We start from the raw sequence: 24768 nt of genomic DNA on the forward strand, positions 1-24768 counted from the left end.
GGTGGGACCGGTTAGGCTCGCCGACCGTGACAGGTTTCCGGCTCGGGGTCGACTTCGGCACGTCCACGACGATCGCGATGCTGCGGCGGCCCGACGGGCGGGTGCAGCCGTTGCTGTTCGACGGGTCGCCGTTGCTGTCGTCGGCGGTGCTGCTCGGGCCGGACGGGAGGCTGCACACGGGCCGGGACGCCGCGCACCTGGCGCGCAGCGCGCCCGAGCGGCTGGAGCCCAACCCGAAGCGGCGCGTCGACGACACCAGCGTGCTGCTCGGCGACGCGGAGGTCGGCGTCCGGGAGCTCGTGGCGGCGGTGCTGCAGCGGGTCGCGACGGAGGCCGCCAGGGTCGCCGGGCCGGTCACGGCCGTCACGCTGACGCACCCGGCCAACTGGGGCGCCGGCCGGCGCGCGGTGCTGGTCGACGCGGCGCGGCAGGTGGGGTTCGCCGACGTGGACCTCGTGGGCGAGCCGGTCGCGGCGGCGACCTACCTGGCCGCCACCCGCGGCGGCGAGGTGCCAGTCGGGGCCTGCGTCGTCGTGTACGACCTGGGCGCCGGCACCTGCGACGTCACCGTCCTCCGGCGGTCGCCGCACGGCTTCGAACCGGTCGCGTCCGACGGGCTCAACGACGTCGGCGGGCTCGACGTGGACGCCACGGTCGTCGCGTTCCTGGAGGCCACGTACGGCACGCTGTGGTCCGACGCGGCCGGCCGCCGGCAGCTGTGGGACGACGTGCGCTCGGCGAAGGAGATGCTGTCGCGGGCCAGCGGCACGGTCGTCATGGTGCCCGCGCTCCGCAAGGAGGTGCCGCTGGGACGCGAGCAGCTGGAGGGGCTCGCCCGGCCGGTGCTGCGCCAGACGGTCTCGATGACCAGGTCGCTGCTGACCGAGGCGGCCGTGCCGGCGTCGGCGATCGCGGGGCTGTTCCTCGTCGGCGGGTCGAGCCGGATCCCGCTCGTGGCGACCATGCTGCACGAGTCGATCGGGATCGCGCCGATCGTCGCCGAGCAGCCGGAGCTCGTCGTCGCCGAAGGCGCCCTGCATGCGACGGGCAGCCCGGCCGGCGCGGTCCCGGGATCCCCGGTGTCCGGCCTGCCCGCGACGCCGAACCGGCCAGGTCCGGGCCAGCAGCCGTTCCAGCCGGCGGGGACGCAGCCTACTGGTGCGCACGGTTTCCCGGGGGCGGCGCCGGCCTCGCCCGCACCGGTCGCGTTCCAGCCCGGCCACCAGACCACCGGCGCCCCGGTGTCCGGCACCCCGTTCTCGGCGGCGCCGTTCCCGGCAGGCCCGGCGGCGGGTCCGCCGACGACGGCGCCGTTCCCGGGAGGGCCGACGTCGGGTGCGCCCACGACGGGGCCGTTCCCGGGAGGCTCCACGTCGGGTCCACCCGCGACGGGGCCGTTCCCGGGGCGCCCGACCTCGGCGCCGCCGACGACGGGGATCTACGACACCGGCGCGTACACGGGCGGGATGCCCGCCGCCGCGTTCCCTGACTCCACCGTCGCCGGTGGCATGCGACCGGCGCCGATGCCGGTGTCCGCCAGCCCGTACGCGTCCGCGCCCACGTCCGCGACGCCCGGCGGGCCACCGTCGGCGACGCCCACCCCGCTGCCACCGGCGGCACCCGGATGGCAGCCGCCGGGTCAGCGTCCGGCCAGCGGCGGCGGCGGCCGGGCCGGCGGGATCGCGGTGGGCCTCGGGCTCATCCTCGTCGTCGTGCTGCTCCTCGGTGGCGGCGTGGTCGCGTACGTGCTGCTCAAGAACGGCGACAAGGGCGGCGGCGGCGGGCCGGGCGGCACCTCGACGACGGGCGGGCAGGCGAGCGGGCCGGGCAGGTTCCAGATGACGAAGCTGCCCCAGAACATCTGCCCCACCATCGACCTGACGGCGATCACCAGCCAGTACGAGGCAGCCGTCGGCGACCCGACGCCGTCGCGCAACCTGAACACGTACGCCGGGACCGCCTCCTGCACGGTGAGCCGGATGCACAAGTCGGGCAACACGGTGACGACGGCGTCGGTGATGGCGATGCCGACCGTCTACAAGGACCTGGCCTCCGGCTCCGCTGTCGCCAAGCAGCTGCGGGACTCCGCCGCGCTCAACGGCACCGTGACCGACGTCCCGGGCGTGGGGGAGCAGGCGTTCACCTACGCCGACCTGCAGCAGCCGGCCGCGCCGACGTTCACGCTCGTCGGCGTCGACTCGAACCTGGTCTGCACCATCACGCTGATCGTCGGCGCGGGCGGGAAGGCCCTCACCGACGCGCAGGTCCGCGACCTGCAGAGCCGCCTGATTCAGGTGGGGAAGGGCACGTTCCCGAAGCTGGTGGCGGCGATCTCCTAGGCCCGGTCCTGGATGAGCGTCACCGGGTTGCCGGACGGGTCGGTGACCTGCGCCTTGACGACCCAGCCGTTGTCGGTCGGCGGCATCGTCACGGCGCCGCCGAGCGCGACGGCCCGCGCGACCGCCGCGTCGAGGTCGGGCACGGCCACGCCCACGGTGACCGAGGGCGTCTCGGCGTCGACGAGCGCGCCGCGCAGGCCGCCCTCGCCGGTGCTGACCTGCGCGTACCCGGGCCCGCGCGGGCTGACCTGCCAGCCGAAGAGGCCGGCGTAGAACTGGTGCTGCGCGCTCTCAGGCGCGGCGCCGTGGATGTCGAAGTGGACGATCGGGCTGGTCATGGCTGCTCCTCGAGCGTGGCATCGGGAAAGTCATGCAGCCAGGCGGCGAGGTCCGCCACACGGGCCCGGTCGGTGCTGTACCACCGGAATGTGCCCTCCTTGTGCAGCGTCACCAGACCGCACTTGCGCAGCACCTTGAGATGCTCCGACACGCTGGCCGCGGCGAGTCCCGACGCGGCCGTGAGCGCCCCCGCCGACTGCCGCTCGTGCCAGCAGTGCCGCAGAATCTCCCGCCGCGCCGGATGAGAGAACGCCCGCAACACCTCATCAGCGTCGTCCTCCGTCACGCCCCGACTATTTCGTCTCAACCCGAAATAGTCAAGCGCCGTTGGCGGCGCGCCGTCCGTACCGCAGCCGCCGACGCCGACAGGAACACCGTGACCGCGTCTCCGCCCCGCGGGGACCCACCGCCGCATCCCGGACGGGCCGGGCCTCCGGAGCGACGCCGGGGATGCCGCCCCGAGCGACGATGGCGACCGGATTCCCCGGGTCGCCAACGAACACGTGCCGGATGGGGCCCGGAGGCCGGTCGCGCCTCCGGGCCCGTCTCATCAGGGCTTATTCGGGTCCTCCCCGTAGCCGTTGCACTGGCGCCCGCCGTTGATGCAGTAGGTCACCAGATACGCCTGCCGTGCCGCGTCCCACCCGTTCATGAAGTCGTAGTGGAACGTGTAGCTGGCCCCCGACGAATACGCCAGGTTCGACGTGTTGCCGCCGGGCAGCTTGTAGGGCAGCTTGATCTCCAGCATCGGCAGCGGCACCGGGTGCGTGGCCGGGCACACCCCGCTGACCGGCCACGTCATGTGTGACTTGTGGTCGGCGGTGTCGAGGTGTACGCCGTCCCAGCAGCTCGGCGCCGTCATGCGGACGACCAGCGACGAGCCCGACGGGCAGGACGCGGGGATCTCGTTGCCCTTGTATCCCGGGCACTGCCAGTTGCCGGTGAAGTGCGCCGCGTCCGGGGTGCGGGCGTCGCCGACGAGCAGCTTGAAGCCCGCCGGGAACGGTTTGACGGTGCGGTAGTCCTTGACGTCGGACTTGTAGTACACGGTCGGCTTGTCGGGCAGCACGGGGTTGCCGTTCTGCAGCAGGGTCGGGAACCAGTAGCCGGACGCGTCCTCCTGGTCCTCGCAGGAGGTGGCGCCGCCGACCAGCGACGCCGGGGTCGAGTTGGCGTTCGTGGCGGGATTGCCGATGAACGAGTGGTTGTGGGAGGCGCCGGCGAGCCCCGGGAACACGATGGGGTCGTCGCCGAGCCGGTGGGTGACGGTGCAGTTGGCGTGCATCTCGTGGTACTGGGTGCGGGGCGGGTCGTCCGCCGCGGCCGCGGTGCCGAGCCCTCCGATGGTGGCGATGACCGTCGCCGCGACGGCGACGGTGAGGACGCGCCGCGCCGGACTTCGCAGGGCACGGGGCAGCATGGACCTGATGCTCATAGCAACTCCTTGGCGGTGGAATCGAGCATCTCCAATGGGGATGAAACCCGACGCTAGCAGCGCGTTCTTCACGCCGACAACCGTTTGCCACCGCTTGCCAGTTGGATCATCAGTCCACTGTGGACAGAGCGGCGGCGAGGTCGGCGACGATGTCCTCGGGCTCCTCGAGTCCGACCGACAGCCGCAGCATCGTCGCGTCGACCCCCGACGCGGCGAGCTCCTCGGCGCTCTGGTGCGCGAACACGAGCGACGCCGGGTGCGTGATGAGGGTCTCGGGGCCGCCGAGGCTGACCGCGTTGCGGCACAACCTGGTCGCGCGCAGCACCCCTACCGCAGCATCGGCGTCCGCCACGGTGAAGGCGAGCATGCCGCCGTGCCCGCGCATCTGCCGGACCGCGAGGTCGTGCTGCGGATGGCTGGGCAGCCCGGGGTGGTGCACGGCCCGCACCGCCGGATGCTCGGCCAGGAACCGCGCGACCGCGAGCCCGTTGGCGTTGTGCCGGGCCATCCGCAGCGGGAACGTCTTGAGCCCCCGGGCGAGCAGCCACGCCTCGAACGGATGGCAGACCGGTCCGAGGACCCGCGCGGTCTCCCACGCCTTCGCGATCAGGGCGGCCGACCCGGTGACGACGCCGGCGGTGACGTCGCTGTGCCCGTTGAGGTACTTCGTGGCCGACTGCACGACCAGATCGACCCCGAAGTCGAGGGGCCGGGTGTTGTACGGCGTGGCGAAGGTGTTGTCGGCGATGATGATCGCGTCGGGGGCGGCGGCCCGCACGGCGCGCAGGTCGGTCAGGCTCATCGTCGGGTTGCTGGGCGTCTCGACGTAGACGACCCGGGTCTCCTTGCCGGCCGCGGCGGCGAGCTCCTCCTGCGGCACCAGCCGCACCTGCCGGCCGAACGCGGGCAGCATCTCCTGCAGCAGCGTCAGCGTGCCGGTGTAGTGGCTCTTCTGGGCCAGGATCTCACCGGGGTTGGCGGCCACCGTGGACAGCAGGGCGGCGCTGACGGCCGCCATGCCGCTGCCGACCAGCAGGGCCGCCTCGGCGCCGTCGAGGTCGGCGAGCATCGCCTCGGCCTCGCGGGCGTTGGGCGAGCCATACCGGGTGTAGTAGCCGGTGGGCGCCACCGCGGCCGCGATCCGCGCGGCCTCGTCGGTGCGGGGCAGCTCATAGGTGCTGGTCTGGTGGATCGGCGTGACCAGCGGCGCCCCGCCCGCCTGGGGTGCGACGTGCGGGTGCAGCAGCCTGGTCATGCTCGCTTGCGTTTCCATGGGTTCAGCCTGGCACGGGCGGGTGGGTCGCGGCCTCGGGCCTTGGGCTGGCGGACTCCTAGGTCTTTGGCCCTGGGTCCCAGGGCCCGGTGCTCAGCCGCCCGGTGCTCAGCCGTGCACCCGCCACGGCTCGGCGCGCAGGCCGCCCCGCTGGTTGATGCCGTCCTTGATGCGGTTGCCGAGGTCGCCGGAGATGCCGGGCGCGAGATAGGCCGGGATCTCCACGGCGTCGGCGGTGTACGCGTCGCCCTCGCCGTTGTACTCGACGCGCAGCGCGACCGGCCCGCGGTCGGTCTCCAGCACGACGAACACGGTGCCGTCGGGGTCGCCGCCCGGCGGGGTGCGCCGGCCGAGCATCATGCAGGAGGCGACCACACCGTAGGGGGCGTTCGCGCCGGCGGTCAGCAGCCCACACGTGCCGGGCTGGCGCGCCGCGAGCGCGTCGGACCGGGCCGGGAAGTCGGTCGCGATCAGGTATCCGGTCACCAGGACGACCGCGCCGACGACCCCGCCGCACCACCACCAGAGACGATTCATGCCCACCTTGGTACCGGACGCCGTCCAGCGATGTAGTACCGGGGTGGTACTGCGATGCAGTCCCGCAGCGTGACGACGGTGCGGGTGCGTCAACCGTAGCGTCGCCGCATGGCTTTGCTCGCCCTTGCGCAGCGCTTGGAAGACAGGACCCCGCCGACCCGTGACCGTGCGGTCGACGGGCTGCGCGCCCTCGCGATCGGCGGGGTCGTGCTCGGCCACTGGATGGTGACGGCGCTGGTCACCGACGGTGGCGAGGTGCGCGGCGCCAGCCCGCTGCGGTTCATGCCCGACCTGGCACCCGTGTCCTGGCTGTTCCAGACGCTCGCCGTGTTCTTCCTCGTCGGCGGGTACACCGCCGGCCGGCCGCGGACGCTGCCCTACCGCCGGTGGCTCGCGGCGCGGCTGACCCGCCTGCTGCGGCCGGTGCCACCGCTGCTCGGCGTGTGGGCGGTCGTCGTGACGGCGATGCTGGCCGCCGGCGCCGCCGACCGTACCGTGCACACGCTGGTGAAACTGGTCCTGTCGCCGCTGTGGTTCCTGCTGGTCTTCGCCGCGCTGACCGCCGTCGCGCCGCTGGTGTCGCGGCTGCACTGGCAGTGGCCGCTGAGCGTGGTGATCGCCGTGGACGTGCTGCGCTTCGGCCCGCTCGGCCCCGAGTGGCTCGGCTGGGTCAACCTGGCCGCGGGGTGGCTGGTGCCGTTCTGCCTCGGTGCGGCCTGGTCCCGCGGCGCGCTCGACGTACGGCGGACCGGCTGGACGCTGCTGGCCGGCGGGGCCGTGGCGACGGCGGTGCTCATCCGCTGGTTCGGTTACCCCGCGTCGATGGTCGGGGTGCCCGGCGAGGGCCTGTCGAACCTCAACCCGCCGACCCTCGCGGCGGTCACCTTCGGTCTCGCCCAGTGCGGGCTGGCGTTGCTGCTGCTCGAGCCGCTCCGGGCGGTGCTGCGCCGGCCGGTCGTGTGGGCCTGCGTCGCGCTGCTGAACCTGTCGGCGATGACGGTGTTCCTGTGGCACCAGACGGCGATGATCGCGGTGTCGCTGCTGGTCGACGGTACCCGGCCCGGCCTGCACACGATCCCCGACACGCCGGGGTGGATGGCGGCGCGGATCCTGTGGCTGCCGGCGTTCGCGGTGGTGCTCGCGGCGTGCTGGGCGGCGTTCCACCGCTTCGAACGCGGCCGCCCGCCCGCTGATGCGAATATTCGGATATGAGGGACATTTCCAAGTATGGCTCGTTATGTTCCGTTGCATGGATGCACCCTGGCTCAAGGCATCAGCCGTCCTCACCGCGGCCGTAGCTGCCCTCGCCCCGGCGGCGGTCGCGCACGCGGCGCCGGCTCCCGCTCAACCCGTCGCGCAGACGGTGGTCGTACAGGCGGGAGACACGCTATGGGGGTTGGCGCGGCGCAACGGGACCACGGTCGCCGACCTGCAGCGGCTCAACAACCTCGGCACCTCGACCCTGATCAGGATCGGTCAGACGCTGACGATCACCGGCTCCACCCGGGCCGCCCGGGCCGCCACCGCGATCGCCTACGCCAAGGCGCAGGTCGGCAAGCCGTACAAGTTCGCGACCGCTGGACCTGAGACGTTCGACTGCTCCGGGCTGGTCATGCGAGCCTGGCAGGCCGCCGGTGTGCAGCTGCCCCGCATCACGTACGATCAGATCAAAATCGGACAGAGGGTGACCCGGGAAGCCCTGGAACCGGGTGACCTCGTCTTCACCAACAACGGCGGCCACGTGATGCTGTACATCGGCGGGAACCAGGTCGTGAACGCCGGCCACACGGGCGTCTCCGTGCACCTGCAGGCGCTGCCGCGCACGGAGAACGTGGTGGCGTTCGTCCGCCTGCCGTAGCTCCGCGCTACTTGGCGGTCTTCTCGTCGAGGTACTGGAGGAGGTCGTGCGCGGCCAGCTCGACCTCCTTGTGGCGCCACTCCGACGCCCGGTACACACAGGCGATCAGGCCGGTGCGGTGCAGCCGCCGCAGGTCCCCGTAGGCGAACGCGTAACGCGCCTTCGTCTCCTCACCCGGGCCGACGGTCAGCCCGAGATGCCACCGCGCGTACTCGTCCCACGTGTGCTTCTCCAGGAACGCGTTGTCGTCGGCCGCCTTGGGCTGCGCCGCGCCCCAGTCGCTGTCCAGCACGTACTGCCGCGCGTCGATCAGCTTCCGCGCGTACGCCACCGCGTCCTCGTTGACCTCATACTGCGCCATGGGTCAGCGATACCCGCCGGCCACGCGTCCTAAGCGCGGGCATGGCGAAGGCCGGTCACCGTGGTGGTGGCCGGCCTCACGCCAGGGGTTTCGCTTGGTGTTACGCCGAGACGCCGCTGATCTGGGTCGCCGAGGCGAACGCGCTGTCCAGGCGGGCCTGCAGAGCGTCGAGCTCGTGGTACTCGCTCGAGGACGCCGACTCGGAGCCCTCCGCGGCGAACACGTGGTCCGTCTCAGCCGCGCTGTGGTCGTAGGAGGTGTAGTCCGACTCCTCGTACTGCGCGCCGCTCGGGTCGGTGTACGACATGTGGTGGCCCTGGTCGAAGCTGGTGCTCTCGGCGGAGGCGTGGTCCTGCTCGTACACGCCGAACTGTGAGTCGTAGTTCTGCTCGCTGGCGTCGACCTGGTGCAGCTGGTCCAGCGCCTCGTGGTTCTCGCCGGTCTCGATGTGGCCGTAGTCGAAGTCGCTCATCGTGTGCTCCCTGGAAAAGTCTGTGTGCTGTTGGAATTGAAGGTAGGCAACTCCGTACGCCGACAAATCCCGGAAACGTGCCAGCGCCTCGACCCTGCTCCGGCGTGCACCCGCCGTACCATCGGGAGGTGGCGCGGGTCGAGGTCGAGATGATGACGGGTCAGCACAACTACGCGGTGTTACGACTGCCCGGCCGCCGCCACCCCGGCGTCCTGGTGCAGGGTGACTCGTTGTCCGTCCTCACCGGCGAGGTGCAGCGGGCCCTGGACCTGCTGCGCTCCGGCGACACCGCCGCCGCGGAGGAGGAGCTGGCCTACGCCGCGAACCACCTCGCGGCCATCGTCGACGGGTACGTCCGCGTCCTGGACGCCGCCGGCATGCCACTGCCCTTCGAACGCCCCGCCTGACTCAGACCCGGCGGATCGTCTCGGCGTCGGGGGCACCGTCGAAGAAGCGGTCGACGACCCGGGCGAAGACGTTGTCCTCCGGTGCGGCGAGCTGGAACAGGGTCATCGACGAGCGTAGCTTCATCGCGTCGATGTCGCCGAGGACCTGCCGCGCGGTCGCCTCCGTGTTACCGAGCATCGCCTCGGCGCACTCGTGCAGGCGCGGACCGAGGACCGGGTGCTGCAGGTACGCGCGGGCCTCGTCCAGCGACGAGATCGCGAAGCGCTGCGCCATGTGGCTCGACCCGAGCCCCGCCACCTGCGGAAACACGAACCACATCCAGTGGCCGCGCTTGCGCCCCCGGCGCAGCTCGTCGAGCGCGTCGTCGTAGGTGTCCTCCTGCGCGACCACGAACCTGACCAGGTCGTACGGATCATCCATCCCAAAATTGTCGTACCCCCTGGGCATGATGCGTGTGACGGGGAGGGGTGTTTCCATGACGGTGCATGTGGCGAGCAGGCGGCGGGGCGCGGCCTCGCTGGCGGCGGCGTTCCCGGGAGCGACGGTGCTGGACGTGACGTCGCGGGGGCCGCAGCCGTGGGTGCGGCTCAGCCCGTTCTATCCGCACGGCGGCATCCCGGTGCCGTTCAGCCCGGGGACGGACGGGGCGTCGGTCGAGGGCATCTGGCAGGCGCTGAAGGTGTTCGACACCGCCGACGTCGACCCGGCGAAGCTCACGGCGACGGGCATGACCGGGCTGAAGCGGACGGTCCGCCGGTTCGGGCAGGTCCACGGGCACCGGCGCGGGCTGACGGGTGACACGCTGCTGGACTACGAGACGGCCCGCCGCCAGATCTACTTACCGGTGTATCGCTGGGTGCTGGAGCACCGGGCGGCGGAGCAGGTCGGGGAGCTGCGGCGGCTCGCGGAGGGCGGCGAGGTGGTCCTGCTCGACTACACGACCAACGGCGACGTGACGGACCTGTCGACGCCGCTGTCCCACGCGGCCCTCATCCGCCGCTACGTCCTGGACGACTGGCCCGCCTGACGGCTGGGTCCGCCCTGACGACTGGGCCCGCCTGACGACTGGCCCGCTTGACGGACGGCGGCCCGCGCCTGCGCGGGCGAAGCGGCGCAGACGGCGGGGCAGCTGTCGCGCCGGGTCACCCGGTCTTTCACTACGAAGAGTGACGGAAGGTGTGGCTGTGGAGGGGCCGTAGGCATCCCGCGCCGCGCTGCGTATCGGCCTGCTGGCGGACTTTGGCGCGCTCGCCGCCGCGCGGCATGACGGCGAGCGACGACCATGAGGTCGGTGAGGCACTCAGCTCTCGCGTCGCTAGTTCATGATCCCGAATCGTTCTGCTGGCTCTGGCTACCGGAATCGCGCGGGATCGTGGGGCGCTGGTGGGGGCGGGTGGTGGTTAGGCTCGCGGGATGACGGTGGTTGCGGTGCGTGGTGAAGCGGTGCGTGAGGTCGACCCCGAGTTGGCCGAGTTCACGGTGACGGTGGTCGCGCGGGACAAGGATCGGGAGGCGACCCTGACGCGGCTGCGGGAGCGGGTCGAGGCGTTGCGCGGGTTGTTCGACCGGTACGGCGACGGGATCGAGCGGCGGGAGACCAGCGGGCTGCACGTACACCCGGAGATGGGCAAGAAGGGTGAGCGGGTCACCGCGTACTCCGGCAGCGTGTCGACCACGGTGGTGATGAAGGACTTCGCGGCGCTGGGGGAGATGCTGCTGACCGTCGCGAACCAGGACCAGACGCACGTGCACGGGCCGGTGTGGTCGCTGCGGCCCGACAGCCCGGTGTTCAAGGAGGTGCGGCGGGACGCGGTCGCCGATGCGATCGTCCGCGGCAAGGAGTACGCCGACGCGCTCGGGGCGCAGGTCGTCGACCTCCTCGAGCTGTCCGACCCGGGGCTGAGCCGCGGCTCGGAGTCGTTCCCACAGGTCCTGGGGTACGACGCCGGGGCGATGAAGCGGGCGTCGTACGGCGGACCGGCGCCGCTCGAGCTGGATCCGCAGCGGCAGCGGGTGCGGGCGGGGGTCGAGGCGCGGTTCACGATCACGGCACCGACGGTGCTGTGAGACTTGATATGCAAGTAGCTGCTTGCCTATCATGAGTGGGTCATGAGCGAGATGAGCGGCGACGTCTTCAAGGCGCTCGCCGATCCGACCCGCCGCGCGATCGTCGACGAGCTGACCGACCGCGACGGGCAGACACTGTTCGAACTCTGTAGCCGCCTCACCATGAAGCACCACATCAGCTCGTCGCGCCAGGCGATCTCCCAGCATCTGGAGCTCCTGGAGGCGGCCGGGCTGGTCGTGGCGCGCCGGGAGGGGCGGTACAAGTACCACCACCTCGACACGCGCCCGCTGCGGGAGATCGTCGAGCGGTGGCTGATCCCGAGAGAGCCGGAGCAAACATGATCATCAACATGGCGAGCGTGTTCGTCGACGATCAGGCCAAGGCGCTGAAGTTCTACACCGAGGTGCTCGGCTTCGTGAAGAAGCACGACGTGCCGATGGGGGAGTTCAGCTGGCTGACCGTGGTGTCGCCGGAACGCCCCGACGGCACCGAGCTGCTCCTCGAGCCGGCGAACCACCCGGCCGTCGCCCCGTTCCGGGCGGCGCTCATCGAGGACGGCATCCCGTTCACGTCGTTCGCCGTCGAGGACGTGCACAAGGAGTACGAGCGGATGCGCGCCCTCGGCGTCGTCTTCACCCAGGAGCCGACGGAGATGGGCCCGGTCACCGTCGCCACGTTCGACGACACGTGCGGCAACCTGATCCAGATCGCGGCCCAGCAGGCGACGTAAGGAACGTACAAGACGGCGGGTGGAGCATGGGAGGCATGCAGCCCGTGAACCTCACCGAAGCCCTCGCCTCCTTCGACGACGTCTACAGCCCGCGGATCGTCGCCCGGGTCAACGACTACGACGTGCGGATCGCGCACACCCTCGGCGAGCACGTCTGGCACGTGCACGAGCACACGGACGAGTTCTTCCTGGTGCTCGACGGGCAGTTCGACGTCGCCGTCCGCGACGAGCACGGCGAGCGGGTCGTGCGGCTGCACAAGGGCGACACGTTCGTCGTGCCGCGCGGCGTCGAGCACCGCCCGTCGTCCCCGGGCGGCGCGATCCTCATGTTCGAGCCGACCGGCACCGTCACCACCGGCGACCGCCACGACGGCACGGTCCCCGCCCACGTCGACAGCACCACCGGCCACGCCCTGCCCGACGGCACGGACGGCGCCGGCAACCCGCGATGATCGGGCACGCCCGCGAGGCGTACGACTGGACCGGCGACATCCAGGTGTCCGCCGGTCCCAAGCTCCTGGCCGGCGACCGCGGGCCGGTGGACCGACGCGCTCGCCGAGCGCCGGGGAACCGTGGACGACCTGTCCGCCGGCGTGACCCCGGCCGCGCCGGCGCCCTGGTCGTCTGCCACCGCGACCTGCACCCCGAGAACGTCCTGAGCGACCCGGACGGCGCCCTGGTCGTCGTCGACTGGGACAACCTCGGCCCCGCGGCCGGTTGGCGGCGGTCCTCAGCGCGCTGCGGTAGCCAGCAGGTCGAGGAGGACGGCGAGGGGCGGCCAGGCGCGGCGGCCGAGGCGGGTCACGGCGAACGCGCGCATCGTCACCTCGGGGGAGCGCAGCGGCACCAGCGTGACGCCGGGGACCGTGGGCTGGTCGGCGGGCAGGAGGCCGATGCCGAGGCCGGCGACGATCAGGTCCTGGATCAGGTCGAGGCTGTCGGCGCGGTGGGCGATCAGCGGGGTGTGGCCGGCCAGCGACGCGACGGTGCGGACCACGTCGTCGTCGGCGGTGTTGCGGGAGTTGACGAGCCAGTGGGTGCCCTCGAAGTGCCGGAACACCTCCAGCGCGGTGCCCTGGACGGCGCGGCCCGCGGGCACGCCGAGGCTCCACTCGCTGGTCCACAGGGCGGTGGCCTCGACGGTGTCGGGGAGCGGGGCCGGCGCGAGGTTGTAGTCGTACGTGAGGCCGAGGTCGACCCGGTCGCCGGCGAGCAGCTGCAGCACCTCGGCCGGCTCGTGCTCGTGGATGAGGACGCGCAGCGCGGGGTGCCGGGACGGCATGGCGGCGACGATCGGCAGCAGGGAGCGGCGGATCGCGGTGGCGAAGCCCGCGACGCGGACCGTGCCGGCCGGCTCGGCGGACGGGTCCAGGTCCAGCCGCGCGGCCTCGACGGCGGCGAGGATCGTCACCGCGTGCCGGGCCAGCCGGCGGCCCGCCGGGGTGAGGCGGACCCGTCGCCCGTCGGGTTCGGTCAGGGCGGTGCCGGCCTCCTTGGCGAGGACCGCCAGCTGTTGTGACACCGTCGAGGTGGTGGTGCCGAGCTCGTCGGCGACCTCCCGCATCGAGCCGAGCCGGGCCAGCTCCGCCAGCAGCAGCAGGCGGTCATTGTTCAGCATTTGCGAACGGTACATCAGCGAATCACACGTGGACGTGGACGATCCGGATGGCGTCTACTTCGCGGTATGTTCGCCGCGATCGCTTCCATGGTCTGCATCCAGATCGGGCTGGCCGCCTCGGTCGGCCTGTTCGACAGCGTCGGCCCGTCGGGCGCCGTCTGCCTGCGCCTCGTCTGCGCCGCGCTGCTCCTGCTCGTGCTGGTGCGGCCGCGGCGGCGGGACTTCACCCGCGCCAGCCTCCTGGCCACCGTCGCGCTCGGGGTCGTCACCGCCTGCCTGATGCTGTCGTTCATGGCCGCGGTCGCGCGGATCCCGCTCGCCACCGCCGCCGCCTTGGAGTTCCTCGGCCCCCTCGGCGTGGCGGCGGTCCGCGGCCGGCGCGCGACGCTGGTCTGGCCCGTCCTGGCCGGCGCGGGCGTCGTGCTCCTGACGGAGCCGTGGCACGGCGGCACCGACCCGGCCGGCATCGGGTTCGCCCTCGCGGCCGCCGTGTGCTGGGCCGGGTACATCCTGCTGACCCAGCACGTCGGCGACCACGTCAGCGGCTACGCGGGCCTCGCCGTCTCCACCGCCGTCGCCGGTCTCGTCTCCACCGTGGTCGCCGGCCCGGCGGTCGTCGCCGGCCTCTCCTGGCCCGTGCTCGCCGCGGGGCTCGGGCTGGCGGTCCTGCTGAGCGTCGTGCCGTTCAGCCTGGAGATGTACGCGTTGCGCAAGCTCACCGCCGGCGCCTTCGGCACGCTGATGAGCCTCGAGCCGGCGTTGGCGCTCGTGGCCGGCGCGCTCCTGCTGCACCAGGCGCCCGGACCGGTGGCGGTCGTCGGCGTCGCCCTGGTGGTCACCGCCGGCGTCGGCGCCACCCGGACCGGCGCCCGCACCCCGCAGGACGCGGACGCGCGGGCCGGCTCAGGGGCTGTAGGCGCGCAGGGTGGTGCCGTCGGTGGTCCAGATCCGGCCGCCGGAGACGACGACGTGCCGGACGGCGCCCTCCAGCCGTGCGGCGCCGGGCACGTCCCCGCCGGTGACCGGTGACAGGATCGCGACGGGTCTGCCTTCGACGGTGACGTACAGCAGGCCGCCCGCGCCGCACCCCGAGGAGCCTTTTGCTGCCGGTCGGTGCCGACCACAACTTCTGAACCGGCGACACTGGTCGGCATGTCAGCAGGTGCCGTCGTCATCGTCCTGGAGCTCGCCGGGCTGTACGTGTTCGCGACCTCCGGCGCGCTCATGGCCATTCAGAAGGGGTTCGACGTCGTCGGCATCGTGATCCTGGCGCTGCTGACCGCGCTCGGCGGCGGCATTCTCCGCGACGTGATCATCGGCGACACGCCGCCGCCCGCGTTCGCGAACCTCACCTACCTCGTCATCCCCCTCGCCGCCGCGGCCGTCACGTTCTTCATCCACCCGCTCGCCCGGCGCCTGTCCTTCACGGTCCTCGTCTTCGACGCCGCCGGACTGGGCCTGTTCTGCGTCACCGGCACCCTGAAGGCGTTCGAGCACGACCTGGGCCCCATCCAGGCCGTCCTGCTGGGCATCACGACCGCCGTCGGGGGCGGCGTGCTGCGCGACATCACCGCCCGCGAGACGCCCGCCCTCGTCAAGGCCGACACCCACCTGTACGCGATCCCCGCCGCCGCGGGAGCCGTCGCGGTCGCCGCCGCCCACGAGGCGGGCCTGCCCATGCCGGCCGTCGCGGTGGCCGCGGCCGTGTTCGTCTTCGCCTTCCGCCTCGCCGCGATGCTCCGCAAGTGGACCGCCCCCCGAGCCTGGCAACGCCGCCCCCCTACCGACCCGAGCTGAGCCCGCGCCGTTCAGGGACCGTCGTCCTGGCGCGGCGGGCCCGGTTGCGGCCGGCGGCCTTCGCCTCGCACAGGGCGTCGTCGGCGGACTCGAGCAGCCGGTCGGGCGGGTGGCCGGGGCCGCGGGCGAGCGCGATGCCGGCGCCGGCCCCCACGCGGAGGTCGCGGCCGTCGGACGGGACCGGCTCGGCGGCGCGGGCGACCAGGCGGGCGGCGATCTCGTCCGCCTGCACCGGCGAGCCCAGGGCGGCGAGCACGACGCCGAACTCGTCGCCGCCGAGGCGGGCGACGGTGTCGCCGGGGCGCACGGCGGCGGCGAAGCGCCGCGCGACGGCGGTGAGCATCAGGTCGCCGGCGGCGTGGCCGTGCGTGTCGTTCACCGGCTTGAACCCGTCGAGGTCCAGCAGCAGCACCGCGAGGACCTCGCCGGGCCCAGCCGCCGCCGGGATCAGCCGACGGTCAGGGTGACGGGGAGTTCGCCGCCGCCGCTGAGCTGGGCGGCGAGGGTGCGGACCTTGGACTCGGTGAAGTTGCCGGTGACCTGGACGTCGCCGGGGATGACGCCGGCCATCTGCGGGGCGGAGATGACGGTGTTGTCCAGGACGATGGCGAGGCGCTCCTGGGCGTCGAAGAGCTGCTTCGACAGGTTGGTGAACTTGGCCTGCGCGTCGGGGCGGAACGACGCGACCACCACCCACATGCCCTGCTCGGAGCGGGCGGCGTCGGCCGAGGCGATGTCGGCGCCGGTGATGGTGGCCGGGTCCAGCAGCATCTTGGTGGGGCCCTCGCAGGCGACGACGGGCTCGCCGGCGACGTCGGCGGGGCGGGCCGAGAGCTGCTCGCAGCGGATCTCGGGGATGAGCAGCCGCATCCGGGCCGGGAGGGTCGCGACGTCCGCCGGCGGCAAGGAGGCGAAGGCCGCCCGTACCGACGCCGGCAGCGCCTGCGCCTCCTGCTCGGTGGTGACCGAGGACGCCGCGGTGTAGGCGTCGCCGAGGGACGCGGCGACCGGTGGGGTCGACGTCGGCGCGGGCAGGGAGGAGGTGGCGGCGCCGGAGCCGTCGGCGGCCGCGGCGACCCGCCGGAAGTGCAGCCGGCCCGGCGCGGTCAGCGCCTTCAGCTGCGCGGCCGTGGCGCCGCGGGCGGTCAGGACGAGCTTGCGGTCGCCGTCGCGGGTCACCGACGGGTCGCGCAGCTTGGCGGCCTTCATCCGGGCCCGCAGCAGCGCCCGGGTCACCTCGAGGTCGCCGTCCCCGGTAGCGGTCGCGGTCACGCTCACGGGAGCCCCGCCGCCGACCTTGGCCACGACCAGCACGATCCCCGCGACGGCGAGGGCGACGGCCGCCACCACCGCCGCGACCAGCACGAGCACCTGCCGACCCCGCAACGCCATGCCGACACTGTAGAGCGTCGTTCAAGCGATGGTCTTCCATCGGTGGTTGTCGCGGGTGTACGCGTCGTGCCGGCCCGACTCGAACCGGTCGCCGGTCCAGCGCCGGGCCGTGACGGTCAGCCGGTCGCCGGTGGCCTCGATCAGGTTGAAGCTGTTCGGTTCGCCCTTGAGGCGGTCGGAGAACGCGGTGCCCGACTGCGCGACGACGAGGCCGTCGACGAGGCCGCTGTACGCGAGGTGCACGTGCCCGCCGAGCAGCAGGTCCGCCCGCCCCCGCAGGTGCCGCAGCGCCGGGCTGGACCGTCCGACCAGGCCGCGGGCGCGCCCGGCGGCGGTCAGCAGGAACGGGTGGTGCGCGACGAGCACCCGCAGGTCGCCGCCGGGCGTCTCGTCGAACGCGGCGGCGACGGCGGCGATCTGCCGGGCGTCGAGCCGCCCGCGGGACCAGTCGTGGTGCGGTCCCCACCGGCGCGCGGTGGTGACCCCGACCGCGGTGACGCCGGCGCCGGACCAGGTGACCAGGCCGTCCGGGTCGGTGCCGAGGTGGTGGCGCCACGACCGCCACGGCCGGGCGAACCGCGTCCACACCCGCCAGCCGGGCAGGTCGTGGTTGCCGGGGACGACGACCGCCGGGGCGGGCAGCTCGTCGAGGAAGGCGCGGACCGCCCGGAACTCCGCGTCGCTCGCCGTCTGGGTCAGGTCGCCGCACACCGCGACCAGCGCCGGCGCGGCGGCGCGCAGCTCGGCCAGCACGGCCTGCGCCATGGCCGGGACGTGCCGGCCGAAGTGCAGGTCGGAGATCTGCGCGATCGTCGTCACGGCCGGTCCCTCGGTGCGAGCACGGCGAGCGCGCGCCGCCGCAGCTCGTAGTGCAGCGGCACCGTCAGCTGGGCGGTCTCGCCGTCGCTCATGACGCTCATCATCGCCAGCGCCGGCGTCTTCACGCGCACGGTTTCGCCGATGTACGTGTGGACCCCCGGATCCCGCTGCCAGGTGCCCCGCACCAGCTTGCCGGCGACCCGCAGGAGGTCCCAACCGGTCCGGTCCTCGGTGACGTAGACGGCGAGCGTGCCGGCGTCGAGCCGCTGCCGGCCCGGCATCGGGGCCGGCCCGGCGTCGAGAGGGTTGCAGGAGATCACGACGGCCCTGGTGCGCGCCTCGTACACGCGCCCGTCGACGTCGATCGTCAGCCGCAGCCGGGGGTACCGCCGCAGCAGCCGCCAACCGCGTCCGAGCAGCCGCACCGTGCCGGCGCCGCGCCGCCCGCGCGCGTGCTCCCGGAGCCGCCCGAGGTGCGGCATCATCGCCAGCGTCGAGCTGCACAGGAACGGCACGCCGTTCACCGTCGCCACGTCGATCCGGCGGACCGGCGCCGCCAGGAGCGCCCCGATCGCGCGGTCCAGGTCCTCCGGCACGCCGAGGTCGCGGGCGAGCACGTTCATCGTGCCGGCCGGCAGCACCCCGAGCGGGACGTCGCCGCCCAGCATGCGCTCGGCGACGGCCCGGACGGTGCCGTCCCCTCCGGCGACGAACACCGCGTCGGGCCCGCCCTTCAGCAGCTCCTCGACGTCGGCGCCGAGGGTCTCCGGCGCGAACGCGCGCACCTGCGCCGTCACGCCCGACTCGCCGAACCGCCGGACGAGCCGTTCCGCCGGCGGGTCCCCGCCCAGCAACGCCCCGGACCGGTCGTTGTACACCACCGCGACGCGTTCCACGGGCGGATCGTACGAACCCCGCCGGGCCGGCCGCTGTCGCGCGGGTGGCCGTCGGCTTTCGTGAATATTGATAAGGACTGTTGACAGTTTGCGTGTGGAATTGTTTGCTGATGTCGAATCCGTCGGCCCTTCCACCGCCATGGGAGCCCAACGTGACATCGATGCCACACGCGTCCCGCCGGGACGTCCTCCGGCTCGCCGCGCTCGCCGGGCTGGCCGGCGCGGCCGGGGTCACCCTGGACGCCGACGCGGCCAGTGCTTTGGCGGCGTCCACGTTCAGCCCGATCCGGCCGCCGGCCACGCCCCTGGCGGTCCGGTCGCCGTACCTGTCGACGTGGCTGCGCGCCGACACGCTGCCCGGCAACTGGCCCACGTTCTGGGCCGGCGCCGCGACCGCGATGACCGGCATCGTGCGGGTCGACGGCCAGCCGTTCGTGTTCATGGGCTCGCCGAGCGGCGGCTGGCCCCTCGCCACGCAGACCGCGCTCGTCGTCACCGCGACCCGCTCCACGTTCACGATCACCGCCGGCGCGGTCCGCCTCGAGGTCGAGTTCCTGTCGCCGGTCGACCCCGCGAACCTGCGCCGCCAGTCGGTGCCGATGAGCTACCTGAGCGTCACCGCGACCGCCGCCGACGGCGGCAGCCACGCCGTCAGCGTCTACCTCGACATCTCCGGCGAGTGGGCGCACGGCGACCGGACGAAGCAGATCGGCTGGAGCACCGCCGTCGTCGGCGACCAGCGGGTCCACACCTGCGCACCGACCGGTCCGACGGTCCTCGGCGAGGCCGGCGACCAGGCGTCCTGGGGGACCGTCGTCTTCTCCACCGACGAGGTCGCCGGGCTCACCTGGCAGACCGGCGCCGACGCGACCGTGCGCGCCCGCGGCGCCGGCAACGCGACCCTGCTCAACACCGCCGACAGCAACCAGCCGCGGGCCATCAACAACGCGTGGCCAGTCCTGGCGTTCAGCCGGGACCTCGGCCAGGTCGGCGCCGCCGGCAGCCCCGCGGTCGTCTGCGTCATCGGGCACGTGCGCACGCCGGCCGTGTCCTACCTGGGCGCCAACCTCGACCCGTACTGGCGCACCCAGTGGGCGACCTGGCAGGACATGCTGCGCTGGTTCCGCGCCGACCGCGACGCGGCCCGGGCCGGCGCCGCCGCGACCGACGCCGCCGTCACCGCGGCCGCGCAGCAGGCGGGCGGCACCCAGTACGCGGCGCTGTGCTCGCTCGTGCTGCGGCAGGCGTTCGGCGGCACCGAGCTCGTCAGCCGCGGCGGCGCGCCGTGGGTCACGCTGAAGGAGATCTCGTCCAACGGCGACTTCAGCACCGTCGACGTCATGTACCCGGCGTTCCCCGCGTACCTCGCGCTCAGCCCGCGCTACCTGGAGCTGCTGCTCGCGCCGCTGTTCGACTACACCGAGCTGCGGGGCTTCGACAAGCCGCACGCGCCGCACGACCTCGGCGTCTACCCCAACGCGTTCGGCCGGATCGGCACCGACGAGGAGGACATGCCGGTCGAGGAGTCCGCGAACATGCTCATCATGGTCGCCGCGCTCATCGCCCGGATGCCCGCCGCGAAGGCCACCGCCTACGCCACCGCGCACCTGGCGAAGCTGCGGCAGTGGGCCGACTACCTCGTCGCGAACCTGCCCGACCCCGGCAACCAGAACCAGACCGACGACTTCACCGGCTTCATCGCCCACAGCGTCAACCTGGCGCTGAAAGGCATCGTCGGCATCGCCGCGATGGACTCGATCGCCCGCGCCGCCGGCGTCACCACCACCTACGCCGCCACCGCGAAGGCCTACATCGGGCAGTGGGCGACGATGGCGCAGAACGGCGGCCGCACCCACCTGAAGCTCACCTACGACGGCGCCGACACCACGTGGAGCCTGAAGTACAACGGGTTCGCCGACCGGCTGCTCGGCACCAACCTGGTCCCGCCGGCGATCGCCGCGGAGGAGGCCGCCTGGTACCTGTCGCAGCAGCACGCCTACGGGGTGCCGCTCGACCCGCGGCACGGGTACACGAAGGTCGACTGGGAGCTGTGGACCGCCGGCTTCCTCGCCGCGCAGCCGGCCGCCCGCGACGCGCTCATCGCCAAGGCGTACCTGTACGCCGACACCACCACGTCGCGGGTGCCGTTCTCCGACTGGCACGACACCGACTCCGGCAACCAGCAGGGCTTCGCGGCCCGGCCGGTCATGGGCGGCGCGCTCGCGCTGATGTCGCTGCGGTCCGTGCCGAACGGTCTCACCGGCGCGTGGCCCTTCACCACCGGGCCGTCGGACGCCAGCGGCAACGGCAACGACCTCGGCGCCGGCGGCACCGTCAGCGGCGGCGCGCTGAACCTGACCGGCGCGACGGCGCCGGTCACCGCCCGGCAGGTCGCGCGGACCGACACGAGCTTCACCGTGATGGCCCGGGCCAACCCCGGCAGCCTGTCGGGCTTCCGCACCGTCGTCAGCCAGGACGGCACCCGCCTGTCCGGCTTCTACCTCCAGTACTCCGCCGCCGACAACCGGTGGGCCTTCACGATGCCCGCCGCCGACACCGACAACGCCGCCGCGACCCGCGCACTGTCCACAGTGGTCCCCACGCTCAACGCCTGGACGCACCTCGCCGGGGTGTACGACGCCGACGCCGGCCAGCTCCGCCTGTACGTCGACGGCGTCCCGCACGGCAGCGTCGGCTACACCACCGCCTGGCGCGCCACCGGCGGGCTCGCCGTCGGCCGCGGCAAGTGGAACGGCGCGCCCGCCGACTTCTTCATCGGCGGCGTCGACGACGTCGTCACGTTCGGCCACGCGCTCACCGCCGCCGAGATCGCCGCCGCCGCGGGGAACAATGCCGGCCTGGTCCGCGCGTTCGAGCTCGACGCCGCCGAGACCGGCCTCACCCTGTCCGGGAGCGCCACGTACAGCGGCGGCGCCCTCACCCTCACCGGCGGCTCGGCGGCGACCGCCGCGTCCCTTGTGGACACCGCCGGCAGCTTCACGGTCGCCGCGTGGGTCAACCTCACGTCCACCGCCAACTTCGCGACCGTGCTGAGCCAGGACGGCGCCCAGGGCAGCGGCTTCTACCTGCAGTACTCCGCCGCCGACAACGCGTGGGCCTTCGCCATGCTCGCCTCGGACACCGCCGGCGCCGCCGCGACCCGCGCGGTGTCGCCGTTCCCGCCGCAGGCCGGCGGCTGGACCCACCTCGTCGGGGTCCGCGACGCCGCCGCCGGGCAGCTGCGCCTCTACGTCAACGGCGTCCTCGCCGCGACCGCCACGAAACCCTCGGCGTGGGCCTCGAGCGGGGCCTTCGCGATCGGCCGCGGCAGGTGGAACGGTGCCGCCGCCGACTTCCTTCCCGGCCAGATCGACCGGGTCAGGGTCTGGAACCGGGCCCTGACGACCACCGATGTCAGAGTGCTGAGGTGACCTCATGCGACGTGTCCTGGTATCCCTGCTGCTGCTCGGGTTCATCGTGCTGCCCGGGCCGGCCGCGCACGCCGCGGCCGCGATCTGCGCGCTGTACTGCGACACCCGCGACCCGTCCCTCGCCCGGCAGGAGACGTTCCCCGTCCCGACGGTCGTGATCAACGGCCGCCGCCTCGTGCTGCACGTGTCCGATGTGGACGGCATGGCGTGGGGCAGCATCGACGCCGGCGTCGTCGGCGACTCGGTGTGGCTCGACCGGTCCTTCGACGGCGGCGCCACCTGGGACGGGCTGCTCGGCAAGGCGTCGATCCCGGGCACCTGGACCGGCACGCGCACCCTCATGTACAACGCGGGCGACCCGTCGCACCACCAGCGGGGCGTGATCCGCGCGTGCGGCGACGCCGGCGGGGTCACCTGCACCGGCTGGAGCCACCTGCCGCTGTGCGCACCGACGTGCGACGGGGCCTCCGGCGGTACCGACGCCGAAACCGTCAGGACGACCAGCCTCAACGGCCGGACGTTCGGGCTGCACCTGGACGCGGCCGGGATGGCGTGGGGCACCATGTCGGGTGGGCAGGCCGGCGACGAGGTGTGGCTGGACCGCTCGTGGGACGCCGGCGCGTCCTGGCCCGGCGGCTCGCTGCTCGGCCGCACCACGGCGGCGCGCACCGCCAGGTTCAACACCGCCGATCCCGTGTCGCTGCTGTACGGCGGCGCGATCCGGGCCTGCGGGCGGGCCGGATCCGTCACCTGCACCGCGTGGGCGCGCCCGTCCTCGAACCGACCCTCGGCGATGGCCGACGCGCTGATGCACTCCTACGACCCGAACACCGCGTGGTGGCCGTCGAGCTGGTGGAACTCCGCCGTCGCGCTGCGCACCGTCATCGACTACACCCGCCGCACCGGCGACACCCGATACCTGTGGACGGTCCGCCGGACGTTCGACGTGAACCGGGTCGCGTTCCCGGCCGGCGCCCGCTCCTCCGACCCGATCGACGGGCACTTCATCAGCCGCTCCATCGACGACAGCGCCTGGTGGGGCCTGACCTGGGTCGCCGCCTACGACCTCACCGGCGACCGCGCCTACCTCGACGAGGCGGTCACCATCGCCGCCTACGTCCACGGCTTCTGGGACACGTCCACCTGCGGCGGCGGCGTGTGGTGGGACCGGGAACGCACCTACAAGAACGCGGTCACGATCGGCCTGTACGTGCGGCTCACCGCGGCCCTGCACAACCGCCTCGCCGGCGACACCACCTGGCTGCAGCGCGCCGTCACGTCGTGGAACTGGTTCACCGCCAGCGGCATGATCAACGCCTCCGGGCTGGTCAACGACGGGCTCACCACCGGCTGCGCCAACAACGGGCAGACCGTGTGGAGCTACAACCAGGGCCTCGCGATCGGCGCCGCCATGGAGCTCTACCGCGCCACCGGCACCGCCGCCTACCAGGACCGCGCCCGCCAGCTCGGCACGGCCGCGCTCGCCTCGCCGCTGGTCCGCTCCGGCGTGCTCACCGAGGCCTGCGACGTCGCACCGTCCACCTGCGACGACAACGGCAAGCAGTTCAAGGGGATCTTCATGGGGTACCTGGCGGAGGCGGGCACCCAGTTCCAGTCGTTCCGCACCACGCAGGCGAACACCGTGTGGAACGGCCGCGACCCCCTGAACCGGGTCAGCTCCCGCTGGGCCGCCTCCTCGTCCGCCCCCGCGGACTGGCGCACCCAGGCCAGCGCCCTGTCCGCCGTCCTGTCCGGCTGACCGGATCGTCGCCCGATCGGGCGCCCGGGTGCTCGCAACGGGGCAGCAGGTGTACGTGCGGAACTTCCGGGCGCAGCTGACCCGGCAGGACACGGGGGAGCAGGTCGATTCCTATGTCGACCTGAGGTTGCACCCGCGGCACGGGTCGGATGGTCAGGTGGTCGGGGTGGACGCCGACGTGGTCGAGGTGACTGAGCAGGTGCGGGAACGGCAGGCCGAACAGCAGCGGACGGCCGATGCCGAGCGCCGGTACGAGCAGGCCCGCGACGTGATCACGGCGCTGCAGCGCGAGCTGCTGCCGTCCGCCGACCGCGGGCTCGGCCTGCAGATGACCTCCCAGCTGGTCGACAGTCTGCGCATCGAGCACGACGAGCAGGGCACCACCGCCACCGTGTCGCACCAGGTGAGCCAGCCGGCCCGGCTGCTGACCGCCGGCGACCTCGCCTGGGCGTCCGCCCGGCCGCCCGCCCGCACCGAGCTTCTGCTGGTCCTGGAGCAGCCGTCGGCGCCGGACCCGCGCATCCGCATCGACGGCCCGGTCGACGCCGCCACCGTCGCCGAGTTCGACCGCGCGATCCGCAACGCCGGGTCCACCGGCACCCGGTCGCTGACCGTCGACCTGACCGGCGTCACCCGTCTGGCCAGCGCCGGCGTCGCGGCACTGCACCGGCTGACCGCGCTGCACCGCGACAACGACACGAGCCTGCGGCTCTACGCGCCCGTGGGGCTCCCGCGGAAACGATCATGTCGCTGGTCGCCCTCGACCATGACACACTCGACCCCGAGGCCGACTGAGGATCGGCACCACGACCGGCTCTGCTCAGCACGTCAGAACGGTGAACCATGGAATCTGACCGTGCCCGGGCCATCGTCACACCGGTCGTCACCCCCGAGGCCCTCATCCTGCGGATCGTCGGCGACGTCGACGCCGACACCAGCTGGGCCGTGCACACCGACTGCTGGGCGGCGGTGGTGTCCATGCCGCCGCCCAGCCTCGTCATCGTCGACCTGCTCGCCGTCGAGTTCCTCAGCGCCGCCGCGGTCCGGCTGCTCCTGCAGTTCGCCGACGCCTGCGGCGCCAAGGGGCTCCGGCTGTGCCTCATCGTCGCCTCCGGCACCTTGCAGCTGCGGATCCTCATGCTGGCGGGGCTGGACCAGCGCGTCGCCATCTTCCCCACCGTCAACGACGCGTTCGCCGCCGACGGGGCTTGACCTGAAGCCCGGTTGAGGTCGGAG

Annotated in this window: 27 protein-coding genes and 1 pseudogene; 15 read left to right on the forward strand and 13 right to left on the reverse strand. The window is 73.1% G+C overall.

What is annotated here, in order from left to right:
* Positions 1 to 26 precede the first annotated feature (26 nt).
* A complete protein-coding gene (locus AB0J72_RS37155) occupies positions 27 to 2339 on the forward strand; it encodes an Hsp70 family protein (protein ID WP_363407434.1) in 2313 nt (770 codons plus the stop codon).
* Here AB0J72_RS37155 and AB0J72_RS37160 read toward each other — a convergent pair.
* The 5 genes from AB0J72_RS37160 to AB0J72_RS37180 all read right to left on the reverse strand — a co-directional run bounded on the left by AB0J72_RS37160 (position 2336) and on the right by AB0J72_RS37180 (position 5923).
* Entirely contained in the window at positions 2336 to 2677 is a 342-nt protein-coding gene (locus tag AB0J72_RS37160) for a VOC family protein (RefSeq protein ID WP_363407437.1), read from the reverse strand. The two genes, AB0J72_RS37155 and AB0J72_RS37160, sit on opposite strands and share 4 nt — an antisense overlap.
* On the reverse strand, positions 2674 to 2964 hold the full coding sequence (locus AB0J72_RS37165) for a metalloregulator ArsR/SmtB family transcription factor (protein WP_363407440.1): 291 nt from the start codon (positions 2962 to 2964) through the stop codon (positions 2674 to 2676). Before AB0J72_RS37165 ends, AB0J72_RS37160 begins: the two co-directional genes overlap by 4 nt.
* A 264-nt stretch (positions 2965 to 3228) precedes the next feature.
* Positions 3229 to 4113, reverse strand: coding sequence for a DUF1996 domain-containing protein (locus AB0J72_RS37170; RefSeq protein ID WP_363407443.1), 885 nt, complete (start codon positions 4111 to 4113; stop codon positions 3229 to 3231).
* A 109-nt stretch (positions 4114 to 4222) separates the two neighbouring features.
* The gene (locus AB0J72_RS37175; protein ID WP_363407446.1) at positions 4223 to 5386 is read right to left on the reverse strand and encodes a PLP-dependent aspartate aminotransferase family protein; all 1164 of its coding nucleotides are present in this window, start codon (positions 5384 to 5386) and stop codon (positions 4223 to 4225) included.
* Between the two features lie 108 nt (positions 5387 to 5494).
* On the reverse strand, positions 5495 to 5923 hold the full coding sequence (locus tag AB0J72_RS37180; RefSeq protein WP_363407449.1) for a hypothetical protein: 429 nt from the start codon (positions 5921 to 5923) through the stop codon (positions 5495 to 5497).
* A gap of 108 nt (positions 5924 to 6031) precedes the next feature.
* Here AB0J72_RS37180 and AB0J72_RS37185 point away from each other — a divergent pair, with 108 nt between their 5' ends.
* Complete coding sequence (locus tag AB0J72_RS37185; protein ID WP_363407452.1) at positions 6032 to 7135, forward strand: acyltransferase; 1104 nt, start codon at positions 6032 to 6034, stop codon at positions 7133 to 7135.
* 37 nt (positions 7136 to 7172) lie between these two features.
* Entirely contained in the window at positions 7173 to 7781 is a 609-nt protein-coding gene (locus AB0J72_RS37190; RefSeq protein WP_363407455.1) for a LysM peptidoglycan-binding domain-containing C40 family peptidase, read from the forward strand.
* A gap of 7 nt (positions 7782 to 7788) precedes the next feature.
* Here AB0J72_RS37190 and AB0J72_RS37195 read toward each other — a convergent pair whose 3' ends face one another.
* Both AB0J72_RS37195 and AB0J72_RS37200 read right to left on the reverse strand, forming a co-directional pair.
* Positions 7789 to 8142 (reverse strand): hypothetical protein, encoded by a 354-nt coding sequence (locus tag AB0J72_RS37195; RefSeq protein ID WP_360562514.1) that lies wholly within the window; start codon positions 8140 to 8142, stop codon positions 7789 to 7791.
* A 100-nt stretch (positions 8143 to 8242) separates the two neighbouring features.
* The gene (locus tag AB0J72_RS37200; protein ID WP_363407458.1) at positions 8243 to 8614 is read right to left on the reverse strand and encodes a hypothetical protein; all 372 of its coding nucleotides are present in this window, start codon (positions 8612 to 8614) and stop codon (positions 8243 to 8245) included.
* Between the two features lie 128 nt (positions 8615 to 8742).
* Here AB0J72_RS37200 and AB0J72_RS37205 point away from each other — a divergent pair, with 128 nt between their 5' ends.
* Positions 8743 to 9021, forward strand: a complete 279-nt coding sequence (locus tag AB0J72_RS37205) for a hypothetical protein (protein WP_363407461.1) — start codon at positions 8743 to 8745, stop codon at positions 9019 to 9021.
* A gap of 1 nt (position 9022) precedes the next feature.
* On the opposite strand, the gene AB0J72_RS37210 is transcribed toward AB0J72_RS37205, so the two are convergent.
* A complete protein-coding gene (locus AB0J72_RS37210) occupies positions 9023 to 9442 on the reverse strand; it encodes a DUF1810 domain-containing protein (protein ID WP_363407464.1) in 420 nt (139 codons plus the stop codon).
* Between the two features lie 55 nt (positions 9443 to 9497).
* Here AB0J72_RS37210 and AB0J72_RS37215 point away from each other — a divergent pair, with 55 nt between their 5' ends.
* The 5 genes from AB0J72_RS37215 to AB0J72_RS37235 all read left to right on the forward strand — a co-directional run bounded on the left by AB0J72_RS37215 (position 9498) and on the right by AB0J72_RS37235 (position 12272).
* Positions 9498 to 10049 (forward strand): hypothetical protein, encoded by a 552-nt coding sequence (locus AB0J72_RS37215; RefSeq protein WP_363407467.1) that lies wholly within the window; start codon positions 9498 to 9500, stop codon positions 10047 to 10049.
* Positions 10050 to 10435: 386 nt separating this feature from the next.
* On the forward strand, positions 10436 to 11089 hold the full coding sequence (locus AB0J72_RS37220; RefSeq protein ID WP_363407470.1) for an SIMPL domain-containing protein: 654 nt from the start codon (positions 10436 to 10438) through the stop codon (positions 11087 to 11089).
* 42 nt (positions 11090 to 11131) lie between these two features.
* On the forward strand, positions 11132 to 11431 hold the full coding sequence (locus AB0J72_RS37225) for a metalloregulator ArsR/SmtB family transcription factor (RefSeq protein WP_360562505.1): 300 nt from the start codon (positions 11132 to 11134) through the stop codon (positions 11429 to 11431).
* On the forward strand, positions 11428 to 11820 hold the full coding sequence (locus AB0J72_RS37230) for a VOC family protein (protein WP_363407474.1): 393 nt from the start codon (positions 11428 to 11430) through the stop codon (positions 11818 to 11820). Before AB0J72_RS37225 ends, AB0J72_RS37230 begins: the two co-directional genes overlap by 4 nt.
* Positions 11821 to 11855: 35 nt before the next feature.
* Entirely contained in the window at positions 11856 to 12272 is a 417-nt protein-coding gene (locus AB0J72_RS37235) for a cupin domain-containing protein (RefSeq protein ID WP_363407477.1), read from the forward strand.
* Between the two features lie 278 nt (positions 12273 to 12550).
* Here AB0J72_RS37235 and AB0J72_RS37240 read toward each other — a convergent pair whose 3' ends face one another.
* The gene (locus tag AB0J72_RS37240) at positions 12551 to 13438 is read right to left on the reverse strand and encodes a LysR family transcriptional regulator (protein WP_363407480.1); all 888 of its coding nucleotides are present in this window, start codon (positions 13436 to 13438) and stop codon (positions 12551 to 12553) included.
* 66 nt (positions 13439 to 13504) lie between these two features.
* On the opposite strand from AB0J72_RS37240, the gene AB0J72_RS37245 reads away from it, so the two are divergent.
* Together AB0J72_RS37245 and AB0J72_RS37250 are read left to right on the forward strand one after the other, a co-directional pair.
* A complete protein-coding gene (locus AB0J72_RS37245; RefSeq protein WP_363407483.1) occupies positions 13505 to 14467 on the forward strand; it encodes an EamA family transporter in 963 nt (320 codons plus the stop codon).
* A 123-nt stretch (positions 14468 to 14590) separates the two neighbouring features.
* Complete coding sequence (locus tag AB0J72_RS37250) at positions 14591 to 15235, forward strand: trimeric intracellular cation channel family protein (protein WP_363407486.1); 645 nt, start codon at positions 14591 to 14593, stop codon at positions 15233 to 15235.
* Here AB0J72_RS37250 and AB0J72_RS37255 read toward each other — a convergent pair.
* Genes AB0J72_RS37255 through AB0J72_RS37270 form a run of 4 tightly spaced genes read right to left on the reverse strand, consistent with a single transcriptional unit; the run spans position 15219 to position 18342 of the window.
* Complete coding sequence (locus AB0J72_RS37255; protein ID WP_363407529.1) at positions 15219 to 15686, reverse strand: GGDEF domain-containing protein; 468 nt, start codon at positions 15684 to 15686, stop codon at positions 15219 to 15221. The two genes, AB0J72_RS37250 and AB0J72_RS37255, sit on opposite strands and share 17 nt — an antisense overlap.
* Positions 15683 to 16627: a hypothetical protein gene (locus AB0J72_RS37260; RefSeq protein ID WP_363407489.1), complete on the reverse strand. Its 945-nt coding sequence runs from the start codon at positions 16625 to 16627 to the stop codon at positions 15683 to 15685. Before AB0J72_RS37260 ends, AB0J72_RS37255 begins: the two co-directional genes overlap by 4 nt.
* 21 nt (positions 16628 to 16648) lie before the next feature.
* Complete coding sequence (locus AB0J72_RS37265; protein WP_363407492.1) at positions 16649 to 17446, reverse strand: metallophosphoesterase; 798 nt, start codon at positions 17444 to 17446, stop codon at positions 16649 to 16651.
* Positions 17443 to 18342, reverse strand: coding sequence for a diacylglycerol kinase family protein (locus tag AB0J72_RS37270; protein ID WP_363407495.1), 900 nt, complete (start codon positions 18340 to 18342; stop codon positions 17443 to 17445). The genes AB0J72_RS37265 and AB0J72_RS37270 overlap by 4 nt, the downstream gene beginning before the upstream one ends.
* A 161-nt stretch (positions 18343 to 18503) precedes the next feature.
* Between AB0J72_RS37270 and AB0J72_RS37275 the strand changes: the two genes are divergently transcribed.
* From AB0J72_RS37275 to AB0J72_RS37290, 4 genes and pseudogenes are all read left to right on the forward strand, one after another.
* Positions 18504 to 21773 carry a DUF5127 domain-containing protein gene (locus AB0J72_RS37275; protein ID WP_363407497.1) on the forward strand — a complete coding sequence of 1090 codons (3270 nt, stop codon included), beginning with the start codon at positions 18504 to 18506 and terminating at the stop codon, positions 21771 to 21773.
* Positions 21774 to 21777: 4 nt separating this feature from the next.
* Positions 21778 to 23532, forward strand: coding sequence for a glycoside hydrolase family 76 protein (locus tag AB0J72_RS37280; RefSeq protein ID WP_363407500.1), 1755 nt, complete (start codon positions 21778 to 21780; stop codon positions 23530 to 23532).
* A 328-nt stretch (positions 23533 to 23860) separates the two neighbouring features.
* Positions 23861 to 24190: pseudogene (locus AB0J72_RS37285) on the forward strand (STAS domain-containing protein); the annotation flags it as partial.
* Between the two features lie 185 nt (positions 24191 to 24375).
* Positions 24376 to 24744, forward strand: coding sequence for an STAS domain-containing protein (locus tag AB0J72_RS37290; protein ID WP_363407503.1), 369 nt, complete (start codon positions 24376 to 24378; stop codon positions 24742 to 24744).
* Positions 24745 to 24768 lie beyond the last annotated feature (24 nt).

The organism is Dactylosporangium sp. NPDC049742 (assembly GCF_040674675.1).
GTDB lineage: Bacteria > Actinomycetota > Actinomycetes > Mycobacteriales > Micromonosporaceae > Dactylosporangium > Dactylosporangium maewongense.

Excerpts from the sequence above, each read along its gene's own strand:
- AB0J72_RS37230 (WP_363407474.1), top strand. The coding sequence starts at position 11,428 with ATGATCATCAACATGGCGAGCGTGTTCGTCGACGATCAGGCCAAGGCG.
- AB0J72_RS37280 (WP_363407500.1), top strand. The coding sequence starts at position 21,778 with ATGCGACGTGTCCTGGTATCCCTGCTGCTGCTCGGGTTCATCGTGCTG.
- AB0J72_RS37235 (WP_363407477.1), top strand. The coding sequence starts at position 11,856 with ATGCAGCCCGTGAACCTCACCGAAGCCCTCGCCTCCTTCGACGACGTC.
- AB0J72_RS37175 (WP_363407446.1), bottom strand. The coding sequence starts at position 5,386 with ATGGAAACGCAAGCGAGCATGACCAGGCTGCTGCACCCGCACGTCGCA.
- AB0J72_RS37170 (WP_363407443.1), bottom strand. The coding sequence starts at position 4,113 with ATGAGCATCAGGTCCATGCTGCCCCGTGCCCTGCGAAGTCCGGCGCGG.
- AB0J72_RS37190 (WP_363407455.1), top strand. The coding sequence starts at position 7,173 with ATGGATGCACCCTGGCTCAAGGCATCAGCCGTCCTCACCGCGGCCGTA.
- AB0J72_RS37220 (WP_363407470.1), top strand. The coding sequence starts at position 10,436 with ATGACGGTGGTTGCGGTGCGTGGTGAAGCGGTGCGTGAGGTCGACCCC.
- AB0J72_RS37200 (WP_363407458.1), bottom strand. The coding sequence starts at position 8,614 with ATGAGCGACTTCGACTACGGCCACATCGAGACCGGCGAGAACCACGAG.
- AB0J72_RS37180 (WP_363407449.1), bottom strand. The coding sequence starts at position 5,923 with ATGAATCGTCTCTGGTGGTGGTGCGGCGGGGTCGTCGGCGCGGTCGTC.
- AB0J72_RS37245 (WP_363407483.1), top strand. The coding sequence starts at position 13,505 with ATGTTCGCCGCGATCGCTTCCATGGTCTGCATCCAGATCGGGCTGGCC.
- AB0J72_RS37290 (WP_363407503.1), top strand. The coding sequence starts at position 24,376 with ATGGAATCTGACCGTGCCCGGGCCATCGTCACACCGGTCGTCACCCCC.
- AB0J72_RS37225 (WP_360562505.1), top strand. The coding sequence starts at position 11,132 with ATGAGCGAGATGAGCGGCGACGTCTTCAAGGCGCTCGCCGATCCGACC.
- AB0J72_RS37210 (WP_363407464.1), bottom strand. The coding sequence starts at position 9,442 with ATGGATGATCCGTACGACCTGGTCAGGTTCGTGGTCGCGCAGGAGGAC.
- AB0J72_RS37185 (WP_363407452.1), top strand. The coding sequence starts at position 6,032 with ATGGCTTTGCTCGCCCTTGCGCAGCGCTTGGAAGACAGGACCCCGCCG.
- AB0J72_RS37160 (WP_363407437.1), bottom strand. The coding sequence starts at position 2,677 with ATGACCAGCCCGATCGTCCACTTCGACATCCACGGCGCCGCGCCTGAG.
- AB0J72_RS37250 (WP_363407486.1), top strand. The coding sequence starts at position 14,591 with ATGTCAGCAGGTGCCGTCGTCATCGTCCTGGAGCTCGCCGGGCTGTAC.
- AB0J72_RS37260 (WP_363407489.1), bottom strand. The coding sequence starts at position 16,627 with ATGGCGTTGCGGGGTCGGCAGGTGCTCGTGCTGGTCGCGGCGGTGGTG.
- AB0J72_RS37275 (WP_363407497.1), top strand. The coding sequence starts at position 18,504 with ATGCCACACGCGTCCCGCCGGGACGTCCTCCGGCTCGCCGCGCTCGCC.
- AB0J72_RS37215 (WP_363407467.1), top strand. The coding sequence starts at position 9,498 with ATGACGGTGCATGTGGCGAGCAGGCGGCGGGGCGCGGCCTCGCTGGCG.
- AB0J72_RS37240 (WP_363407480.1), bottom strand. The coding sequence starts at position 13,438 with ATGCTGAACAATGACCGCCTGCTGCTGCTGGCGGAGCTGGCCCGGCTC.
- AB0J72_RS37195 (WP_360562514.1), bottom strand. The coding sequence starts at position 8,142 with ATGGCGCAGTATGAGGTCAACGAGGACGCGGTGGCGTACGCGCGGAAG.